The organism is Daejeonella sp. (genome assembly GCF_030684675.1).
Classification (GTDB): Bacteria; Bacteroidota; Bacteroidia; order Sphingobacteriales; family Sphingobacteriaceae; genus Daejeonella.
Genome location: NZ_JAUXXZ010000019.1, coordinates 1 through 15,971, shown reverse-complemented (window position 1 = coordinate 15,971; position 15,971 = coordinate 1). Strand labels below are relative to the sequence as shown.

The 15,971-nt window shown below is 42.4% G+C and carries 12 protein-coding genes; 3 read left to right on the top strand and 9 right to left on the bottom strand.

What is annotated here, in order from left to right; translation table 11 throughout:
• Positions 1–3 precede the first annotated feature (3 nt).
• The 3 genes from Q8M41_RS03200 (at position 4) to Q8M41_RS03190 (ending at position 4,480) form a co-directional block, all read left to right on the top strand.
• Entirely contained in the window at positions 4–2,940 is a 2,937-nt protein-coding gene (locus Q8M41_RS03200; RefSeq protein ID WP_305363801.1) for a DNA polymerase III subunit alpha, read from the top strand.
• A 190-nt stretch (positions 2,941–3,130) separates the two neighbouring features.
• Positions 3,131–3,643, top strand: a complete 513-nt coding sequence (locus Q8M41_RS03195; protein WP_305363800.1) for a transposase — start codon at positions 3,131–3,133, stop codon at positions 3,641–3,643.
• Positions 3,644–3,769: 126 nt separating this feature from the next.
• Positions 3,770–4,480 carry an SIMPL domain-containing protein gene (locus Q8M41_RS03190; RefSeq protein ID WP_305363799.1) on the top strand — a complete coding sequence of 237 codons (711 nt, stop codon included), beginning with the start codon at positions 3,770–3,772 and terminating at the stop codon, positions 4,478–4,480.
• 551 nt (positions 4,481–5,031) lie between these two features.
• Here Q8M41_RS03190 and Q8M41_RS03185 read toward each other — a convergent pair.
• The 9 genes from Q8M41_RS03185 to Q8M41_RS03145 form a co-directional block, all read right to left on the bottom strand.
• Entirely contained in the window at positions 5,032–6,171 is a 1,140-nt protein-coding gene (locus tag Q8M41_RS03185; protein ID WP_305363798.1) for a lactonase family protein, read from the bottom strand.
• Positions 6,172–6,220: 49 nt separating this feature from the next.
• The gene (locus tag Q8M41_RS03180) at positions 6,221–6,664 is read right to left on the bottom strand and encodes a cytochrome c (RefSeq protein WP_305363797.1); all 444 of its coding nucleotides are present in this window, start codon (positions 6,662–6,664) and stop codon (positions 6,221–6,223) included.
• 56 nt (positions 6,665–6,720) lie between these two features.
• Positions 6,721–8,322: an aminotransferase class V-fold PLP-dependent enzyme gene (locus Q8M41_RS03175; protein WP_305363796.1), complete on the bottom strand. Its 1,602-nt coding sequence runs from the start codon at positions 8,320–8,322 to the stop codon at positions 6,721–6,723.
• A gap of 12 nt (positions 8,323–8,334) precedes the next feature.
• Positions 8,335–9,606 carry an amidohydrolase/deacetylase family metallohydrolase gene (locus Q8M41_RS03170; RefSeq protein WP_305363795.1) on the bottom strand — a complete coding sequence of 424 codons (1,272 nt, stop codon included), beginning with the start codon at positions 9,604–9,606 and terminating at the stop codon, positions 8,335–8,337.
• Positions 9,607–9,831: 225 nt separating this feature from the next.
• Entirely contained in the window at positions 9,832–12,603 is a 2,772-nt protein-coding gene (locus Q8M41_RS03165; protein ID WP_305363794.1) for a PQQ-dependent sugar dehydrogenase, read from the bottom strand.
• Between the two features lie 104 nt (positions 12,604–12,707).
• A complete protein-coding gene (locus Q8M41_RS03160) occupies positions 12,708–13,469 on the bottom strand; it encodes a DUF1080 domain-containing protein (protein WP_305363793.1) in 762 nt (253 codons plus the stop codon).
• A 232-nt stretch (positions 13,470–13,701) separates the two neighbouring features.
• Positions 13,702–14,079 (bottom strand): GxxExxY protein, encoded by a 378-nt coding sequence (locus tag Q8M41_RS03155; RefSeq protein WP_305363792.1) that lies wholly within the window; start codon positions 14,077–14,079, stop codon positions 13,702–13,704.
• A 35-nt stretch (positions 14,080–14,114) separates the two neighbouring features.
• Positions 14,115–15,410: a Gfo/Idh/MocA family protein gene (locus tag Q8M41_RS03150; protein ID WP_305363791.1), complete on the bottom strand. Its 1,296-nt coding sequence runs from the start codon at positions 15,408–15,410 to the stop codon at positions 14,115–14,117.
• Positions 15,411–15,600: 190 nt separating this feature from the next.
• The gene (locus tag Q8M41_RS03145; protein ID WP_305363790.1) at positions 15,601–15,870 is read right to left on the bottom strand and encodes a hypothetical protein; all 270 of its coding nucleotides are present in this window, start codon (positions 15,868–15,870) and stop codon (positions 15,601–15,603) included.
• Positions 15,871–15,971: the final 101 nt, after the last annotated feature.

Genomic DNA, 15,971 nt, shown 5'->3' with positions numbered 1-15,971 from the left:
GCCATGTACCTGAATGTTCATTCACAATATAGTTTGCGTTACGGCACCCTCCCTGTCGAAAAACTAGTAGAGCAGGCTAAAACTATGGGGATAGAACAAATGGCGCTTACCGATATCAATAACTCGACGGGAGCGATGGAATTCATCAGGGAATGCCAGGAAAAGGGGATCAAAGCCATCACAGGTATTGAGTTCAGGAGATCATCCGGACTTCTGTTTATCGGGATAGCCCGCAACAGGGAAGGCATGAAAGAATTGAATGACTTCCTTAGCTTCTACAAGCTCAACAGTCTGGAGCTGCCCGACAATCCCTGGGATTTTCAGAATGTTTACATCATATATCCATACAGTTCTGAACACAGGGCTCTGAAAGAAAATGAATTTCTGGGTATCCCCTACCGGGATCTGAACAGCCTTTTCGGGAAGCCCTTATCAGGGATCAGGGAAAAGATTGTGGCTCTGCATAGCGTGACTTTCAGCAATAAAATAGAGCATCGCCTGCATACCTATTTAAGGGGGATAGACCTGAACACCCTGCTCTCCAAGATCGGGAAAAATGACTGCTGCCATGAGGATGAGGTGTTCCTGCCCCCTGATCAGCTGAAAAAACGTTATGAGGGCTATCCCTTCATTATTAGTAATACCGGGAAGCTGATGAACGACTGCAGCAGCAGCTTTGAAAAGGGTTCCAAGAACCGGAAAACATTTACCGGATCGGCAAAAGATGATAAAGCCCTACTCGAAAAACTCGCCCTTGAAGGAATGGAATACCGCTATGGCCGCTCGAACCGGGAAGCTTTAAAACGGGTACAGAAAGAACTTGCGGTTATTAATGAACTGCATTTCTCTGCTTATTTTCTGATCACATGGGATATCATCCGTTATTCGATGGGCAGGGGCTATTACCATATTGGAAGGGGCTCAGGGGCAAACAGCATCGTCTCTTACTGCATGCGCATCACTGATGTGGATCCGATAGAACTCGACTTATATTTTGAACGCTTTCTGAACCGGCAGCGGAGTAGTCCGCCCGACTTCGACATCGATTACAGCTGGGATGAACGGGAAGATGTGCAGGACTATATATTTAAACGTTACGGCAGCAATAACACTGCATTACTGGGAACGATGAGCACCTTTAAAGACCGATCCATCATCCGGGAGATCAGCAAGGTGATGGGCTTGCCGGCTCAGGAAATAGACAGTTTTACCGACCCGACAAAACAGGAGCAGAACTGGAACAACCCGACTTTCGCTAAGATACTGGCCATTCAGAGCATGATGCAGCATATGCCTAATCAACGTTCTATCCATGCAGGAGGTGTGCTGATCTCGGAAGAACCGATTACCTATTATACCGCACTGGATCTGCCACCCAAGGGCATGCCTACCGTGCAATGGGACATGTATGAAGCCGAAGCCATCGGATATGAAAAATTCGATATCCTGAGCCAGAGAGGCATCGGACATATCAAAGAGGCGGTCCGGCTCGTCCTCGAAAATCAGAAAACAAAACTGGATATCCATGCGGTTAGCTCCTTTATGAAGGACCCGAAAATCAATGCAAAATTAAAAACAGGGAAAACCATCGGCTGCTTTTACATCGAATCGCCTGCCATGCGGCAACTGCTGAAAAAATTAGGATGTGAAAGTTATCTGACACTCGTTGCCGCAAGCTCCATCATCCGTCCCGGAGTAGCCTCTTCGGGTATGATGAAGACTTATATCAGCAATTACCATGATCCCGAAAATGTAAAATACCTGCACCCGGTGATGAAAGAGCATCTCCATGAGACATTCGGCGTGATGGTGTATCAGGAAGATGTGATCAAGATCTGCTACCATTATGCCGGGCTTGACCTGACAGATGCCGACGTTTTGCGTCGGGGTATGAGCGGGAAATATCGTTCTAAAAAGGAATTCGATCGCCTGGTTCAGCGATTTTTTGACCGTGCCAAAGAAATTGGAAGAGATGAGAAAACTACCGAAGAAGTCTGGCGGCAGGTCTCATCTTTTGCTGGGTACAGTTTCTCAAAAGCACACTCCGCTTCATTCGCTGTAGAGAGTTATCAGAGCCTCTTTCTCAAAACTTATTATCCCATGGAGTTTATGGTAGCTGTACTGAATAATTACGGCGGCTTTTACCAGCGCTGGGTCTATGTTCATGAGCTACAGAAATCGGGTGCCCAGGTGCATTTACCCTGTGTAAACAATAGTGAAGCGAAGGTTAGGATCAGAGGTAAAGATGCATGGCTGGGTTTTATTGGCCTGCAGGGACTCGAAAGCCGATACCTCGAGCTTATCCAGGCTGAGCGGGACGCCAATGGCCCCTACCGCGACCTTGCCGATTTTATCAAACGAACCGGAATCACACTCGATCAGGCCATTATCCTGATCCGCATCGGGGCTTTCAGCTTTAGCGGAAAGAACAAAAAAGAGCTGCTATGGGAAGTGTATAATTACCTCGGCAGCAAAGTTGTGCCTAAACAGGATACCGAACTGTTCTGTACCGAAGCGAAAGAACTCTATCTGCCCGAACTGGAAAGCTCGATACTGGAAGATGCCTATAATGAGCTCGAATTATTAGGTTATCCGATAAGCATGAGTATGTTCGACCTGATGAAATCAGATTACCGCGGGGATGTTGCAGCAAAAGATTTATCAAAGCACCTCAACAAAACAATCCGGTTAGCTGGCAATTACGTCTGCGAAAAGACAGTCCGCACAAAAAACAATAAGAAAATGTGGTTCGGCACTTTTCTGGATGCAGAGGGCGAATTCCTGGATACTGTTCATTTTCCGAATACTACTCCTTCCTATCCTTTCAGAGGAAAGGGCTGCTATCTGATCCTCGGAAAAGTAGTCGAGGATTTTGGCTGCCCCGCTATCGAGGTTGAAAAATTTGCCAAACTTCCAATCAGGGATAACCCGGTATGGTGAGTTGGTCGTGATAGGCTGGTTGGTGATAACCCTGGCTAGCGCATGCGTGTCGCGTGTGCTTTTTTATAATTACCCCTGTGGTCGGTGTTATCACCGACCACTAACGACCACAATCCCCCGAATACTCAGTGCAACCTACCGCTTACTCATTCCTGGAAACATCATGATTCCCATTTTTTTAAGTTTAATTATGAATCACGGAGACATAGAATTCTTCACTGTTACCTGCTTAAATTGGCAGACCTTACTTAAAGAAGATAAACACAAGCAGATAATCCTTGATAGCCTTGAATTCCTGGTAAAGGATGAACGGATATGGCTCTATGCCTATGTAATTATGCCAAATCACATGCATATACTTTGGCGTAAGCAAAATGACTGGATTGAAAAAAATGTTCAGCAGAGTTTTCTTAAATATACCGCACAACAAATAAAGTTCAACTTGATTGAGAACCACCCAAATGAACTAACTCATTATACCAGCACACAAAGTGACAGACAGTTTCATTTCTGGGAACGCAGGGCATACAGGGCCAGAATATTAACAAGAGCTGTGGCTGAACAAAAAATAAACTACATACATTTCAATCCGGTTAAAGCCGGACTATGTAAATTACCAGAAGATTATTTATTCTCATCAGCTCAATACTACTATTTGAACGAACACAATCCTCTTATTACTCATTATATGGATCATCTGTAAATTAAGGCTGGTTGGTGATAACACCAACCAGAGGGAACGGGGTACCTGGCCCTTGACCAAAACGAGCTGAATGGAACTTGTATAAGATCGTTTTAATCCTATTTTTATAAACTTAAACACAAGACTATGAAAAATTTATCCCTAATTATTTGTTTGATCTTCATATCCCTTTGCGGAATGGCTCAGCAAAAAAATTTTATTGATCAACCCTATCTTGAAGTAACAGGCAGCGCAGATTCTCTGGTTACTCCAAACGAAATCTCTATTAAGATTCTGCTTGCAGAGAAAGACTCAAAGGATAAAGTTTCTGTTGAGGATCTGGAAATAAAAATGGTTAATGCTCTAAAGACTCTGGGGATTGACCTGGATAAAGACCTGAGTACAACCGACATATCAAGCAATTTCAAGTCCTATCTTTTAAAAAATAAAGACATCCTGAAAACTAAACAATATATGTTAAAAGTAAGCGACGGCCTGACTGCCAGCAAGGTATTTATTAACCTTGAGCAATTGGGGATCTCCAATACTTCTATTGAAAAGGTAACTCACTCAAATTTAGAAAATATCAAAAATATAATCCGGACCAAAGCAGTGGAAAATGCCAGAACCAGAGCACTGGCAATTGTGAAACCACTACAACAAAATATTGGTTCAGCTATCCAGATATCTGATAATGAGCCCTACTACATGAATCAGCAACTCCAGGGGCGTGTAGCAGGAATAACCCTGAGAGGCACTAATTCCATGCAGGAGGTGTCTCTAGCCAACATTCCAAAAATTGAATTTGAAAAGATTAATGTTACTGCTAATATTCAGGTAAAATTTATTCTGAAATAATTCAGTTCCTTCCCTGTGGTCGATGATAACACCGACCACAGGGAAACAGCCCCAGGTAAAATAAACCTTGCCGGAGGAGGTATCTTCCGGCTATTCGTAATTTGAACCAAAACGCGATTTCATGCCGGAAATACTCCGAAGGAAAGGACTGAACCAGCCTATAACAAACAGGTATTGATTTTCAAAATCAAATCTTTGTAGTTCTAGAGCATTATCTGACCAATCATAACCATATTTTTTCCCTTCCAATATCGAACTCAGGTTAACTAAGCTCTTCAATCAGGAGCAGGCAAGTATAGTTCTGCATATCACTTCCCTTTTAGATCCTTCGATCAAAATACACCTTGATCGAAAGATCTACGAACATGGTATGATGGAGTCCTCAATCATTTACCTTTCGGAGCAAGATAAGGTCATATTGGCTACATTGAACAATTGTCTGTGCAGTCCTATCATCACCGACTACAGGGCAACCCACCAGACCAACCCCAGAAGAGTGTGCAAACCCCTGCAAGCAACATTAATGATTAATGATTACCAATAAGCTGATGCTACAACTCAATCAAACAACTCACAGCCGGAATAGTGTACTGAACCCCATTAGGTTTAAGCAAGCCGGTTTTATTGTCTCTGTTAAAAATTACCACATTATCGGTGTTTGTATTACCTACCAGGACATATTCGCCCGACTTGCTGATCATGAAGTTTCTCGGATGTTTCCCTCCGGTCGACTCATGTCCAATTATGTTTAATTTTCCGTTCTTCGCGTTAACACCATAGATTACGACACTTTCATGCCCTCTGTTCGTAGCATAAATAAATTTGCCATCCGGCGAGAAATGAACATCAGAGGCATAAGTCACCTCGGAATAACCTTCGGGAAGCATGCTTAAACGCTCAATAATCGTAAGAGCTCCGGTTTTCTTATTCACTTTAAAGGCAACAATAGTATTGGATAATTCATCAACAGAATAGGCAAACTTGCCGTTCTTATGGATTTTAAAATGTCTGGGACCTGAACCTGCAGCTACCTGTACAAACGGAACAGCAGCGGGTTTTAATTTTCCACCATTCATAACTTCATAAATCATAATCTTATCTGTGCCCAAATCAGAAACGTACAAAAACTTACCATCGGCGGATGGAATACTGGAGTGTGGATGTGGCTCCTTCTGCCGCTGTGGATTAGTACTGCTACCGGTATGCTTAACATAATCAGAGGCTTTAGCCAGCGTGCCATCCGAATTTATCGGAAATACAGTTACACTTGCATCGCCATAATTGGCTGTATATGCAAACCTGCCCTTTGGATCAATACTGATATGGGCTGGTCCTTTACCTCCTACAGATTGCTCATTCACTTTTTTTAAGAACCCTGTAAAAGGATCTATTTTAAATGACATAACCGCACCATTCCCATCCTCAAGGGTACCCTTACCATAAATTGAATACAAAAACTCTTTATTCGGACTGAAAGCTAAAAAGCCGGGGCTGCTACCCTCAGTCACTGTTTGCAATTCCTTGAGTGTACCTTTCTGCTGGTCGAATTCCAAAACATAGATTCCTTTACTTCCTCTCGCCGAAGATGAACCTGCATAAATGATACTTTTCGTTCCTGGCTGAGCTAAAAGCTCAGAAGAATCTGCAATAAGCAAGGTCAGGACAAAACCAAATGAAATTAACTTCTTCATAGTCTGATAATTTGTGAATAATTCAATTTAAGTAATAAAGTATTTTTAATCAATTATTAAGCGATTTAAATGGATTTTTCTGAAGATGAAAGGGCTTTGAAAGGTCTCTGATATACTCAACAAGCTGCCATTGCTGCTCATCCGATAGTTTGGATTTAAATCCTGGCATAATGCCTTTACCCTCTCTTAACTTCCAGTATAAAGCTCCATCGCTTTGGCTCATAAGCACATCGTCCTTAAAATCAGGCACCTGCTGACTGGTATGTTCCAGCGGATAACCCTGTCCCTGATTACCATGGCAGGAAATACAGTATAAATTATATATCTCCTGAGCCTGTGGCAATGTCAGAGGCTCAATATGATATGGATTATATAAAGTATCTGCCCATGCCGGAGCTTTCCAATCCTGTGGCTGTGCATCATAGGCACCGGTGAATGACAAGACCAGAGTACTCAGACAAGTAAGCAATAGAACAGATCTTATAGGCCGCATATCAGTTCATCTTTATAAAATTGCACAAAGCCAAAACATAAGTACCCATTTTAAAATTATCCTCTGCTACGTCTTGCACCTGCCGGACGATATTCATGTCGTTTGGCTGTCCATTCAGCATCTCCATACTCACTCAGGCTCACCTTTCCCTGCATCGTATTTGCTTCGGCAGTTCCTGTGAATGTGTAATTAATACGAACACCATCTTTGGTATACGAGCTCCGTATCGTAATCTGTTTACCATGAAGCGTCCCGTCAAGGTCGCGGGAGCCTATACTGGCAATATGTGTTCCGATAAATTCATTACCCTTTTGCTCAATGATCAAGGTCTGATCTACTGTACTGGCAGAGAATTTCATTTTAAGGTCCCACTGCCCGCTAAGGTCAAAAGAAGCCTCACCGGCAACTCGCTTGATCATTGGAGGTTTGGTTAATAGGGCATACACCCTATCGGCAATTATTTTTTCTTCGCCAGGTTGTAGTGCCGGAGTATGAATACTGATATTAGGCTGCAAATTAGGTGGAAACGGAAGGAAACTTCCTGCTCCGCTCACAGCAATGCGTGGAGTACCATCCCATAAAAGTCCCTCCATATCTTCGCCGGTCAACGGAATTACTGATTTATCCCAGTTAATAGTCACAGAAGGAGCACGGTTACTTCTTCCTTTGGGCTCGCTCAGTTGTGTGGTCACTCCCTTTACATTCGCCAGACGCTGTATGATGTGATTTCCATAAGATACCCAGGTCTTCCATTCTGCAGCATGATCACGCTTGAACCAGGTTTCTACTGCCGCAAGCATGCCCATAATCTCTTCACGGCCAACCTTAAATCCACGGCCAAAACCATGATGTGGTCCGGCATTTATTCTGGATGCAATGATCAGGTCTTTACGCCCCAATAATAAGCCTGCACATTGCGGACCGCGGATATATTTACCCCCGCTGTATGCAACAAGGTCGGCACCCTGGGCAATATGCGGATTAGGAACTTCCAGTACTTCGGCTGCAGCATCAACCAAAATTGGCACACCAAGAGGTTTTGCAATGGATGCTATCTCTTTGATTGATAGGGGTCCGTTCTCTGAACGTCCACCGGCAAGAACAAGTATCATTGCCGTACGCGGACCGATTGCCACTTTTAAATCATCAAGGGTATTTACCTCTACCATTCGCACTCCGACAGCTTTTGCAGCTGCATCATAAGCTGTACGGGAATAAGCAGGAATTATCACTTCATCCTTCATACCTGTAAGATCAGGAATCATCCATAGCTTATCAGGATCACCCCCGGTTACACAACCTGCAGTAGCAGCCGTAATCGCAGCCGAAGCACCCGAACTGACATAACCGAACTCTGTGCCGGTCAGTTCCCCCAAACGGGCACCCACCGCATCCATGAGCTCATCAATCTGAACATATTCCTTAACCGCTTCATCCATTGCTTTTTGCACTTCAGGAAGGATCTGGCTTGCGCCAACCACCGTGACTGTACCCCTTGCATTGATCAGCGGACGAACACCTATGGCCTCATAAATACTTTTGCCTGGCTGCCTGGCCATTACCGGGCTCGCGGCAAAGACAGATTCTATGCCGGATCCTGAAACCGCACCTGCAACAGGCAATAGGCTCAGGCCTTTTATTAATTCTCTCCTGTTCATCTGTTTCTTAAATTAAAGGGCCGGAAGTCCGCCGGCTACTCTTGGCAGCGGATAGGTTAACCCATTCAAGTCATAAAATACCCGTCCGCCTTTCACCGTAACTTCACATTCAAAGCGCTGCCTGCCCTGCAGCCTCTCGCCCATCTGATCAAAAACCCCAAACTTTCCTTTTCGGATCCGCAGAACAGTTACATCACCCTCAGAACCCACAGAAAGATTTCCGATTTCCTCCCTGTGAATAACCTGTGCAGGCTTCCATGTCACTGAATTGATAATTGCAGGAACATCCATGCCAAGGGTAAGAAATTTGTTCATCACATTCAAAATATCCTTCATTGCCGAATTCATACTTCCGCCATGATGATCAGTACTGATCACATCCGGAAAGAAGCCTGCCTTGGTTGCCGGAACAGCGTGTTTGAATGAAAAACTAGCAGCACCATGACCCACGTCCCAGATAACCCCTCTGTTTCTTGCCTCAAATACAAAAGGACGAAGATCTCCACTTACAGGATCAGTGATGGCTTCGCGGTCATTACCACCTCCACCATAAGTATGGGTATAAATATCTCCCGGACGGAATTTCTTCAATGTCAGTTCTTCCAATGAAAGTCCCCCGCCACCAAAATCAACGATAACCGGAATGTTCCCTGCAATTTTCCCGGCTTCGATCGCACGGTCAATTGGAACCCAATCCGGTTTATTATAATGCGCTACCTTAAAACCAACAATCAGATCTTTATATTTTAAAGCCATATCTGCAGTTTTACGCGCATCCATATCATTATTATCCTGTTCTATTGCTCCCCCGGCCATACCTTCACCCACAATATTGAGAAATGCGAGAACCCGGGTCCTTGCCCTGTCAATCGTTTGATCTTTAAACTTTTCAAAGTTGCGCCAGCCCGCGCTTCCTGCATCTACAACCGTAGTTACACCCACACGAAAAGTGAATCCATCGGGCTGGTTGGCATAATAACTGTTCCTTAAATATTTATCAGGCTCGGTTCCCGCAAAATTATGCGTATGCATATCAATGATACCCGGAGTGACGTATAAACCCTTCGCATTAACCACTCTGGCGGCTGATTTAGGATCAATATTTTTTGAAACGGAAGCAATCTTCCCCGCCTTATCAATTGCGACATCCATCACCTCATTAATACTGTTCTTTGGATCGATAACATGTCCGCCTTTAATAATTATGGCATACACCGGATCCGCCTTTTGAGCCATAGCCTGGATACTTAAAATTGAAAAGAATATCAGAAATAGTTTTTGCATTATAAATGTTCTAATGGTAATATGGTCTGGTCTTTCCTGAACAAACAGGTAAATATTATGAAAAATAGTCAAATTTTGCGGCTGCTTATGTAATTTTTCAATGGTCATTACATATTCCGGGTATACAGCAAGCTTTCCCGGATGATCTTATATTATGACAAACACTTTGGCTGAAATAAGTTCAGGTCTTTATTTTGATAGGTTTATAAGCAATATAGTTTTTATCTATAATGTATCATTGCCAAAATAGATCCAGTCTATATCAAATAAATTCTTCTTTCCGGTTTCATCAGTAAATACAAAATACAAATCCTGCACTCCTCTCGTTTCTTTGAGATCTGCTACAATTTCAGTCCAATGAGCCTGAGAGCCAGTTATTCTGGCTGGAATTTTTATTGAACTTATCAGCGGACCATTTTTATTTCCATGATGAACTTCAATTACTCCCCCCGACTGAGCCCGAACCCTGTATTTCAATTGTTTAACATTCCTGAGGTCAATGAAATTAAAGCGTATAAAACTATTATGATTTATACTTGTTGCATAGGTAAGAAAATCTGTAGTGATGGTTCCCAAGCGGACATTCCCTTCATCAAAATCTTCTGCCTGAACAAATGGATTTCGTAAAGTAATATAGTCACGGCTTTGCAGGGGTTCTATTCCATTCGCACCCCGATCGGTATAGGTCGCATTCAAAAGGTAAAGACCATCTATTCCTTTCCCGATATGTTCTTTTAAAACAATTTCATCTTTTAACGAACGCTTACCTCCTGCTTTATCAGTCAAGGAGAATATGTACTTAACTATCTCCTCAGCATCAGATTCAGGAAGCTCAGGATGAGGTATCATCGCACGTTCACCCCATTCTCCGCTACCTCCCTGGATAATTTTACCAGTAAGATAGCTCAGGGCACCCTGCTTTTGGGAATATCGCTCTGAGATAGCCAGATATGTTGGGCCAACCGATGCTTTGTCGACAGAATGACAGGATTTACAATCCAGAGTAGCAGTCAGCTGCTGCCCCTTCAAATAGTTGAAATTGCCAGCATCCTGATTTTGGGTTAAAATAACAGCTACATCTTTCCCCCGGGGCAGGTAGCCGAAAGTAACTTTGATACTCTCGGACTTTATTGCTGTTTCTTCCTTATCCTTCACCATTACATTATAATCAAACAAGGAATTATCCCAGTAAAAGCTGCGATTGGCAGATGTTGATATCTGAACTTCCGGAGGGGTGTTTCCAGCGAATACTTGTGTATTGGCAATCCCGCGGCCACCTTTGTTGTCAGTAACAGTTAAGGATACTGTATGGGCTCCAACTTTAGTAAATGTATAATTAACAATTGGGCCCTTAAATTCCTTATTGTCTATATGCCAGGTATAAAATAATTTATCCTCCCGATCATGGTCGATTGATTTTTTACCCGAAAACTGTACAGAAAAAGGACTTGCTCCATATTGCTTATCAGTCTGTATCTCTGCTACCGGATTTCGGTTACCTTCCTGATATTCAATACGAACCAGTTTTGCATCCATATTTTTGGAGAACCAGTTTGTACCGTACTCCAGTACATACAATGCACCATCGTTACCAAACTGCATATCTACCGGGGCTTTAAAATTCATATGCTCCAAAAAAGGCTCCATGCTGAGATAATTTCCATTCTTATCCAAACTTACAGCCATTATCCAGCCCCTGATCCATTCATATATAAATAATTTGCCATTATAATAATTTGGCAATTTATACGATGCATTCGGAAAAAGATCAGCATAATATACAGGCCCTGCCATTGCAGAAGCTCCTCCATTTCCGAGCAAAGGAAAATTTTTAGAGTTCTTTTTCCCAAACCAGATCATCGCTGCCTGTGCCGGTGGCAATACACGTTCACCTGTATTATTCGGAGAATCGTTTATCGGATTTGCAGGATCCTTTTTAGGGCCCAAAGTTTTTGTTTCAAAATCATATTTGGGAAAAGCCTGATTGTTTCCTAGAAAATAAGGCCAGCCATAAAAGCCGGGCTTGCGTGCCTGATTTATCTCATCATAACTCATCAATTCCCCTTCATCACCTATTACTTTAGTATCAGGGCCAACATCTCCCCAATACAGATAATTATTTTTCCTGTCCACACTAAAGCGGTAAGGATTTCGGGATCCCATGATATAAATCTCAGGGCGGGCTTTCGGATTTCCGGGCGGAAATAAATTCCCCTCAGGAATGGCATAGTCCCCATTATCAAGGGGCTTGATTCGCAAAATTTTCCCTCTCAGATCATTGGTATTTGCAGCTGTAGCCTGATCGTCTGCCAATTCACGGCCTGATCGCTCATCAACCGGGGTATAACCCTCTGTTTCTTCGGCATTGGTATTATCACCTGTCGATAAATAGAGTAATCCATTTGAATCAAATGAAATATATCCTGCCGAGTGGCAGCAATATTTTCTCTGAGTTGGGATTTCAAGCAGAACCTTTTCTGAGTTTTGAACCAACGCATCGCCAAGCAATTCAAATCTCGACAAACGATTTACTGGACGGTCGCCTGCTACAGCGTAATAAAAGTAGACCCAACGGTTCTTACTAAAATCAGGATCTATCGCAATACCCAAAAGCCCATCCTCTATGCCACTGAACACATTAAAGTTGGTGATGGTTTTTACCTGCTTTGTTTCTCTGTTATAGATTTTCACGCTACCCTTACGCTCGGCGAGCAAAACATCATTATTCGGAAGAATTGCCATTCCCAGAGGTTCATCGAAACCCTGGACAAGTACAATTCGGGTAAAGCGACTGCTGTCAGGAATATTAATAGCTTTTGTACGGTTATTATCAGCAGGTTTACTTTCGGGTTTATTCTTAGTGAATGAAAGCACTGAATCTTCTGTAATCAAACCGGTATTCCTATTTGGAAAATTCAGCAATTTTCCTGACTTCATTCCCAGAACACAGGACACAATGATTAGCAGGGTAAAAAACAGAAGGGTATACTTTTTCATTAAAATAAATTAATCAATGGCAGCAGATAGCATTACGCAAAATTATAATCAGAAATGAAATGCCATTGAAAATTAAAAAGCATTTAAATTTTCAAGCTGCCAAATTAAGGAAGCAAAGCTGCAGTTTGTTCTGCGGAGGTTACTCCGGGTGCTAGTTCAATAACTTTAAGATTTCGGTAGAAAATCTGAGCGCCCTCAGATTCCAGGCAGAGATATCCTTTCTTTTGGGTGGATTTGCTGATACCGTTCACAAACTTTCCGTTAACTGAAAGCTTAATCACACCATCTACACAAACAACATCATAGGTATTCCATTCACCCTTGCCTTTCACACGATTTTCGATCGACTTGCTTCTGTCGCCTCTTGGATTATCTGCTATTGTTTTTACACCTTGTACACCAAAAAGTTCACCATGCACATAGGCGATTGGAGGTTTTACACCATCCCTTATATTGAGGTCAACCCACTCAAGATCGAGCATTTGGATTTCTACACCATCAGGAAGGGGGTTTTTACCCACTGGCTTAGCACCGCTCCAGGCAAATACTCCGGAATTACCTCCTGCTTCCATATGCTTCCACTCCACATGTAAAATGAAATTTTCATACTGTTTTTCAGAACGAATAACCCCGATCGGAAGGCCTGTATTTGAAAGGGTTCCATCCTTCATCACTTTCCAGGTCTCTTTTGTTGTGTTGACATTCACCCATTTCAGTTTGCTTTCCTTTGCTTTTGATTTGGAAAGCACAGCATCCATACTGGTTGATGTACCAAACTCAAACAAGGTTTCCTGTGAAAAAGATATCTGGCTGCTAATCAGCAGAACACTAAGGAACATTAGTCCCTTCTTTAACGGGTTATTCATATTTTGTTTTTTCAGTCTTAAAATCATTCTATAATTCTTGTTGCTTTTGGTTTCAACCCCCCAAAGAGGCAAAGGTTTATGTATTATTCATTGCATTTGGTTTCTCGCTTTGCGTCTTAGCGTCTTTGCGAGAGGTAATTTTTTTTAAAATTCAATCTTTGTAATGCAAATTATAAATTGTTAATGATGGTGTTTTTAAAATGGTCTCGCAAAGACGCTAAGACGCAAAGGTTTATAGATTATTGACAATTCTGGTTATTCCATTTTTAATAAAAGGTTCGTTGAAATTAATTAGTAATCCAAGCTTGATCCCCGTCACTTTTAAATAAGTCAGCAATTGCTTAGGATGAACTGACGCAATTGTTTCGACTGATTTCAATTCAACAATGACTTTACTCTCAACAATTAAATCTGCTCTAAAACCAATTTCCATTTTCAACTCGTCCCAAATTATTGGAATACTTTGTTGTCTTTCAACATGAAATCCCTGTTTGCACAGCTCATAATACATTATTTCTTCATACACTGATTCGAGCAAACCTGGCCCAAGGGTATAATGAACATGGTAGGCCGTGTTTACAATTATAAGCGATATTTCGTTTTCTGTCATTCGCTCCGCGTCTTTGCGTCTTTTCGAGACAAACCTTATACCACCTTAGTCACTCCCGGTATCGCAGGAGGAAGAACCGGCCATTTCAAATCCCAATCGTACTTGTGAAAATCTGGTCCGAGAACCTGATTAGAATTTATAGCCTGTTCCCAGGTAATTGACTGCCCACTGTATGCCACCATTCTGCTCAAAATTCCAAGCATCGTACTGTTAGCCATCATTTCCCCATCGTTCATCGGCTTACCCGCTCTGATGGAGGCAAATAGCTCATTATGCTGAATCTGGTACATATCTTTCTTTTCACCCTGATATTCCCAGTTATTTTTTCCGCTGATCTTATGGACATTACCCTGATAAAAGGCTGTGCCTTCAGAACCTATGATTTCAACTGAGTTTTTGGATGCACATCCGTCCTGCTGCCGGCAAAAATTATAGCCCTTAACACCATTGGCAAAATCAAATTCTATAGCAAAGTGATCATAGATATTACCAAATTTCTCTTCAACTCTGGATTGTCTTCCACCGGTACCAAATGCTCTTATTGGCATCTGACTGCCAATTGCCCAGGTCATCATATCCAGATTATGCACAACCATCTCCACAATAAAATCTCCTGAAAGCCAGTCGTAATAATACCAGTTACGCATTTGATATTCCATATCAGTCCATTCCGGTTTACGATCGAAATTCCAAAGTCCGCCACCATTGCGTGTTGAATTGACCATTTTAACCTCTCCAATCTCTCCGTTCTGTACCCTTCCGAACAACTCCCTTTTGGGAAGATCATAGCGGAACGTAAATCCTGAAACGAGCGACAAGCCTTTCTCCTTGGCCATTTTAGCTGCGGCAAGTACTTTTCTTACTCCAGGGGCATCTACCGCAACCGGTTTTTCACAAAATATGTGTTTACCGGCATTAACTGCAGCAGTGAGTTGCTCAGGTCTAAAGGCTGGCGGTGTGGTCAATAGTACAACATCAACACCCGAATCAATCAGCCGCTGATAGGCATCAAAGCCTACGAATCTGTTCTCTTTTGGAACTTTAACTTTATCGGGAACTGCCTTTAGCAGAATGTCATAGGATTGATCCAGACGATCCTGAAATACATCTGCCATAGCAGTAAGTATGACATTAGGATCTGCCTTTAATGCCTGACTTGCAGCACCGGTTCCTCTTCCCCCGCATCCAATCAAACCAACCTTTAATACATCATTACTTTTCGGGAATCCCTGCAATGGAAATGCCAGATTGAGGCCGATCGTACTTCCTACCAATACAGTGCCGGTAGATTTTATAAAATCTCTGCGATTTGTGTTTTCAGATATAGACATACCTTTCATTTTATTTATGATATAATAATAATGAATAAAATTTAACATCCACAGAAAACACAGGATGAATGTTAAATTTTAAGCAGGTATTTCGATGAATAACTAAATACCAGTTCCAGGTAAAAATAAAATTTATGCTTAGTTATGAAATTAGTCCGCCTTTGCGGCGGAAGGGCACTTACTTTTCCCTTCAGCTGGAAAAGTAAGCAAAAGAGCCGCGGCTTCCCGGTATTTGTTGTAAATCCACACTTAATCCTATCGGTGTAATCCGAGCCGTATCAATGGCAATGAACAAACGAATGGATCTGCACCACTTCTCCGGATTACTTAACTGAGGTAATTTATTAAAGTTTGTGCAAGGATTAAGTGCGCCTTTCCTGCCAAATCCCGGAATGCCGATCCCTCCAATCGGCAATGCCTGTAATTTATGAACGGTTGTAAGCCCGGAGCACTGTTCCAAAACCGTTCATATCAGATAAGCCTTTGCGAAGGACGATTCTCCCGGTTTAAAACCGGGACCAGTGCCAGCAAAATCAAAAAAAGCAGCAGATTCATTCAAAT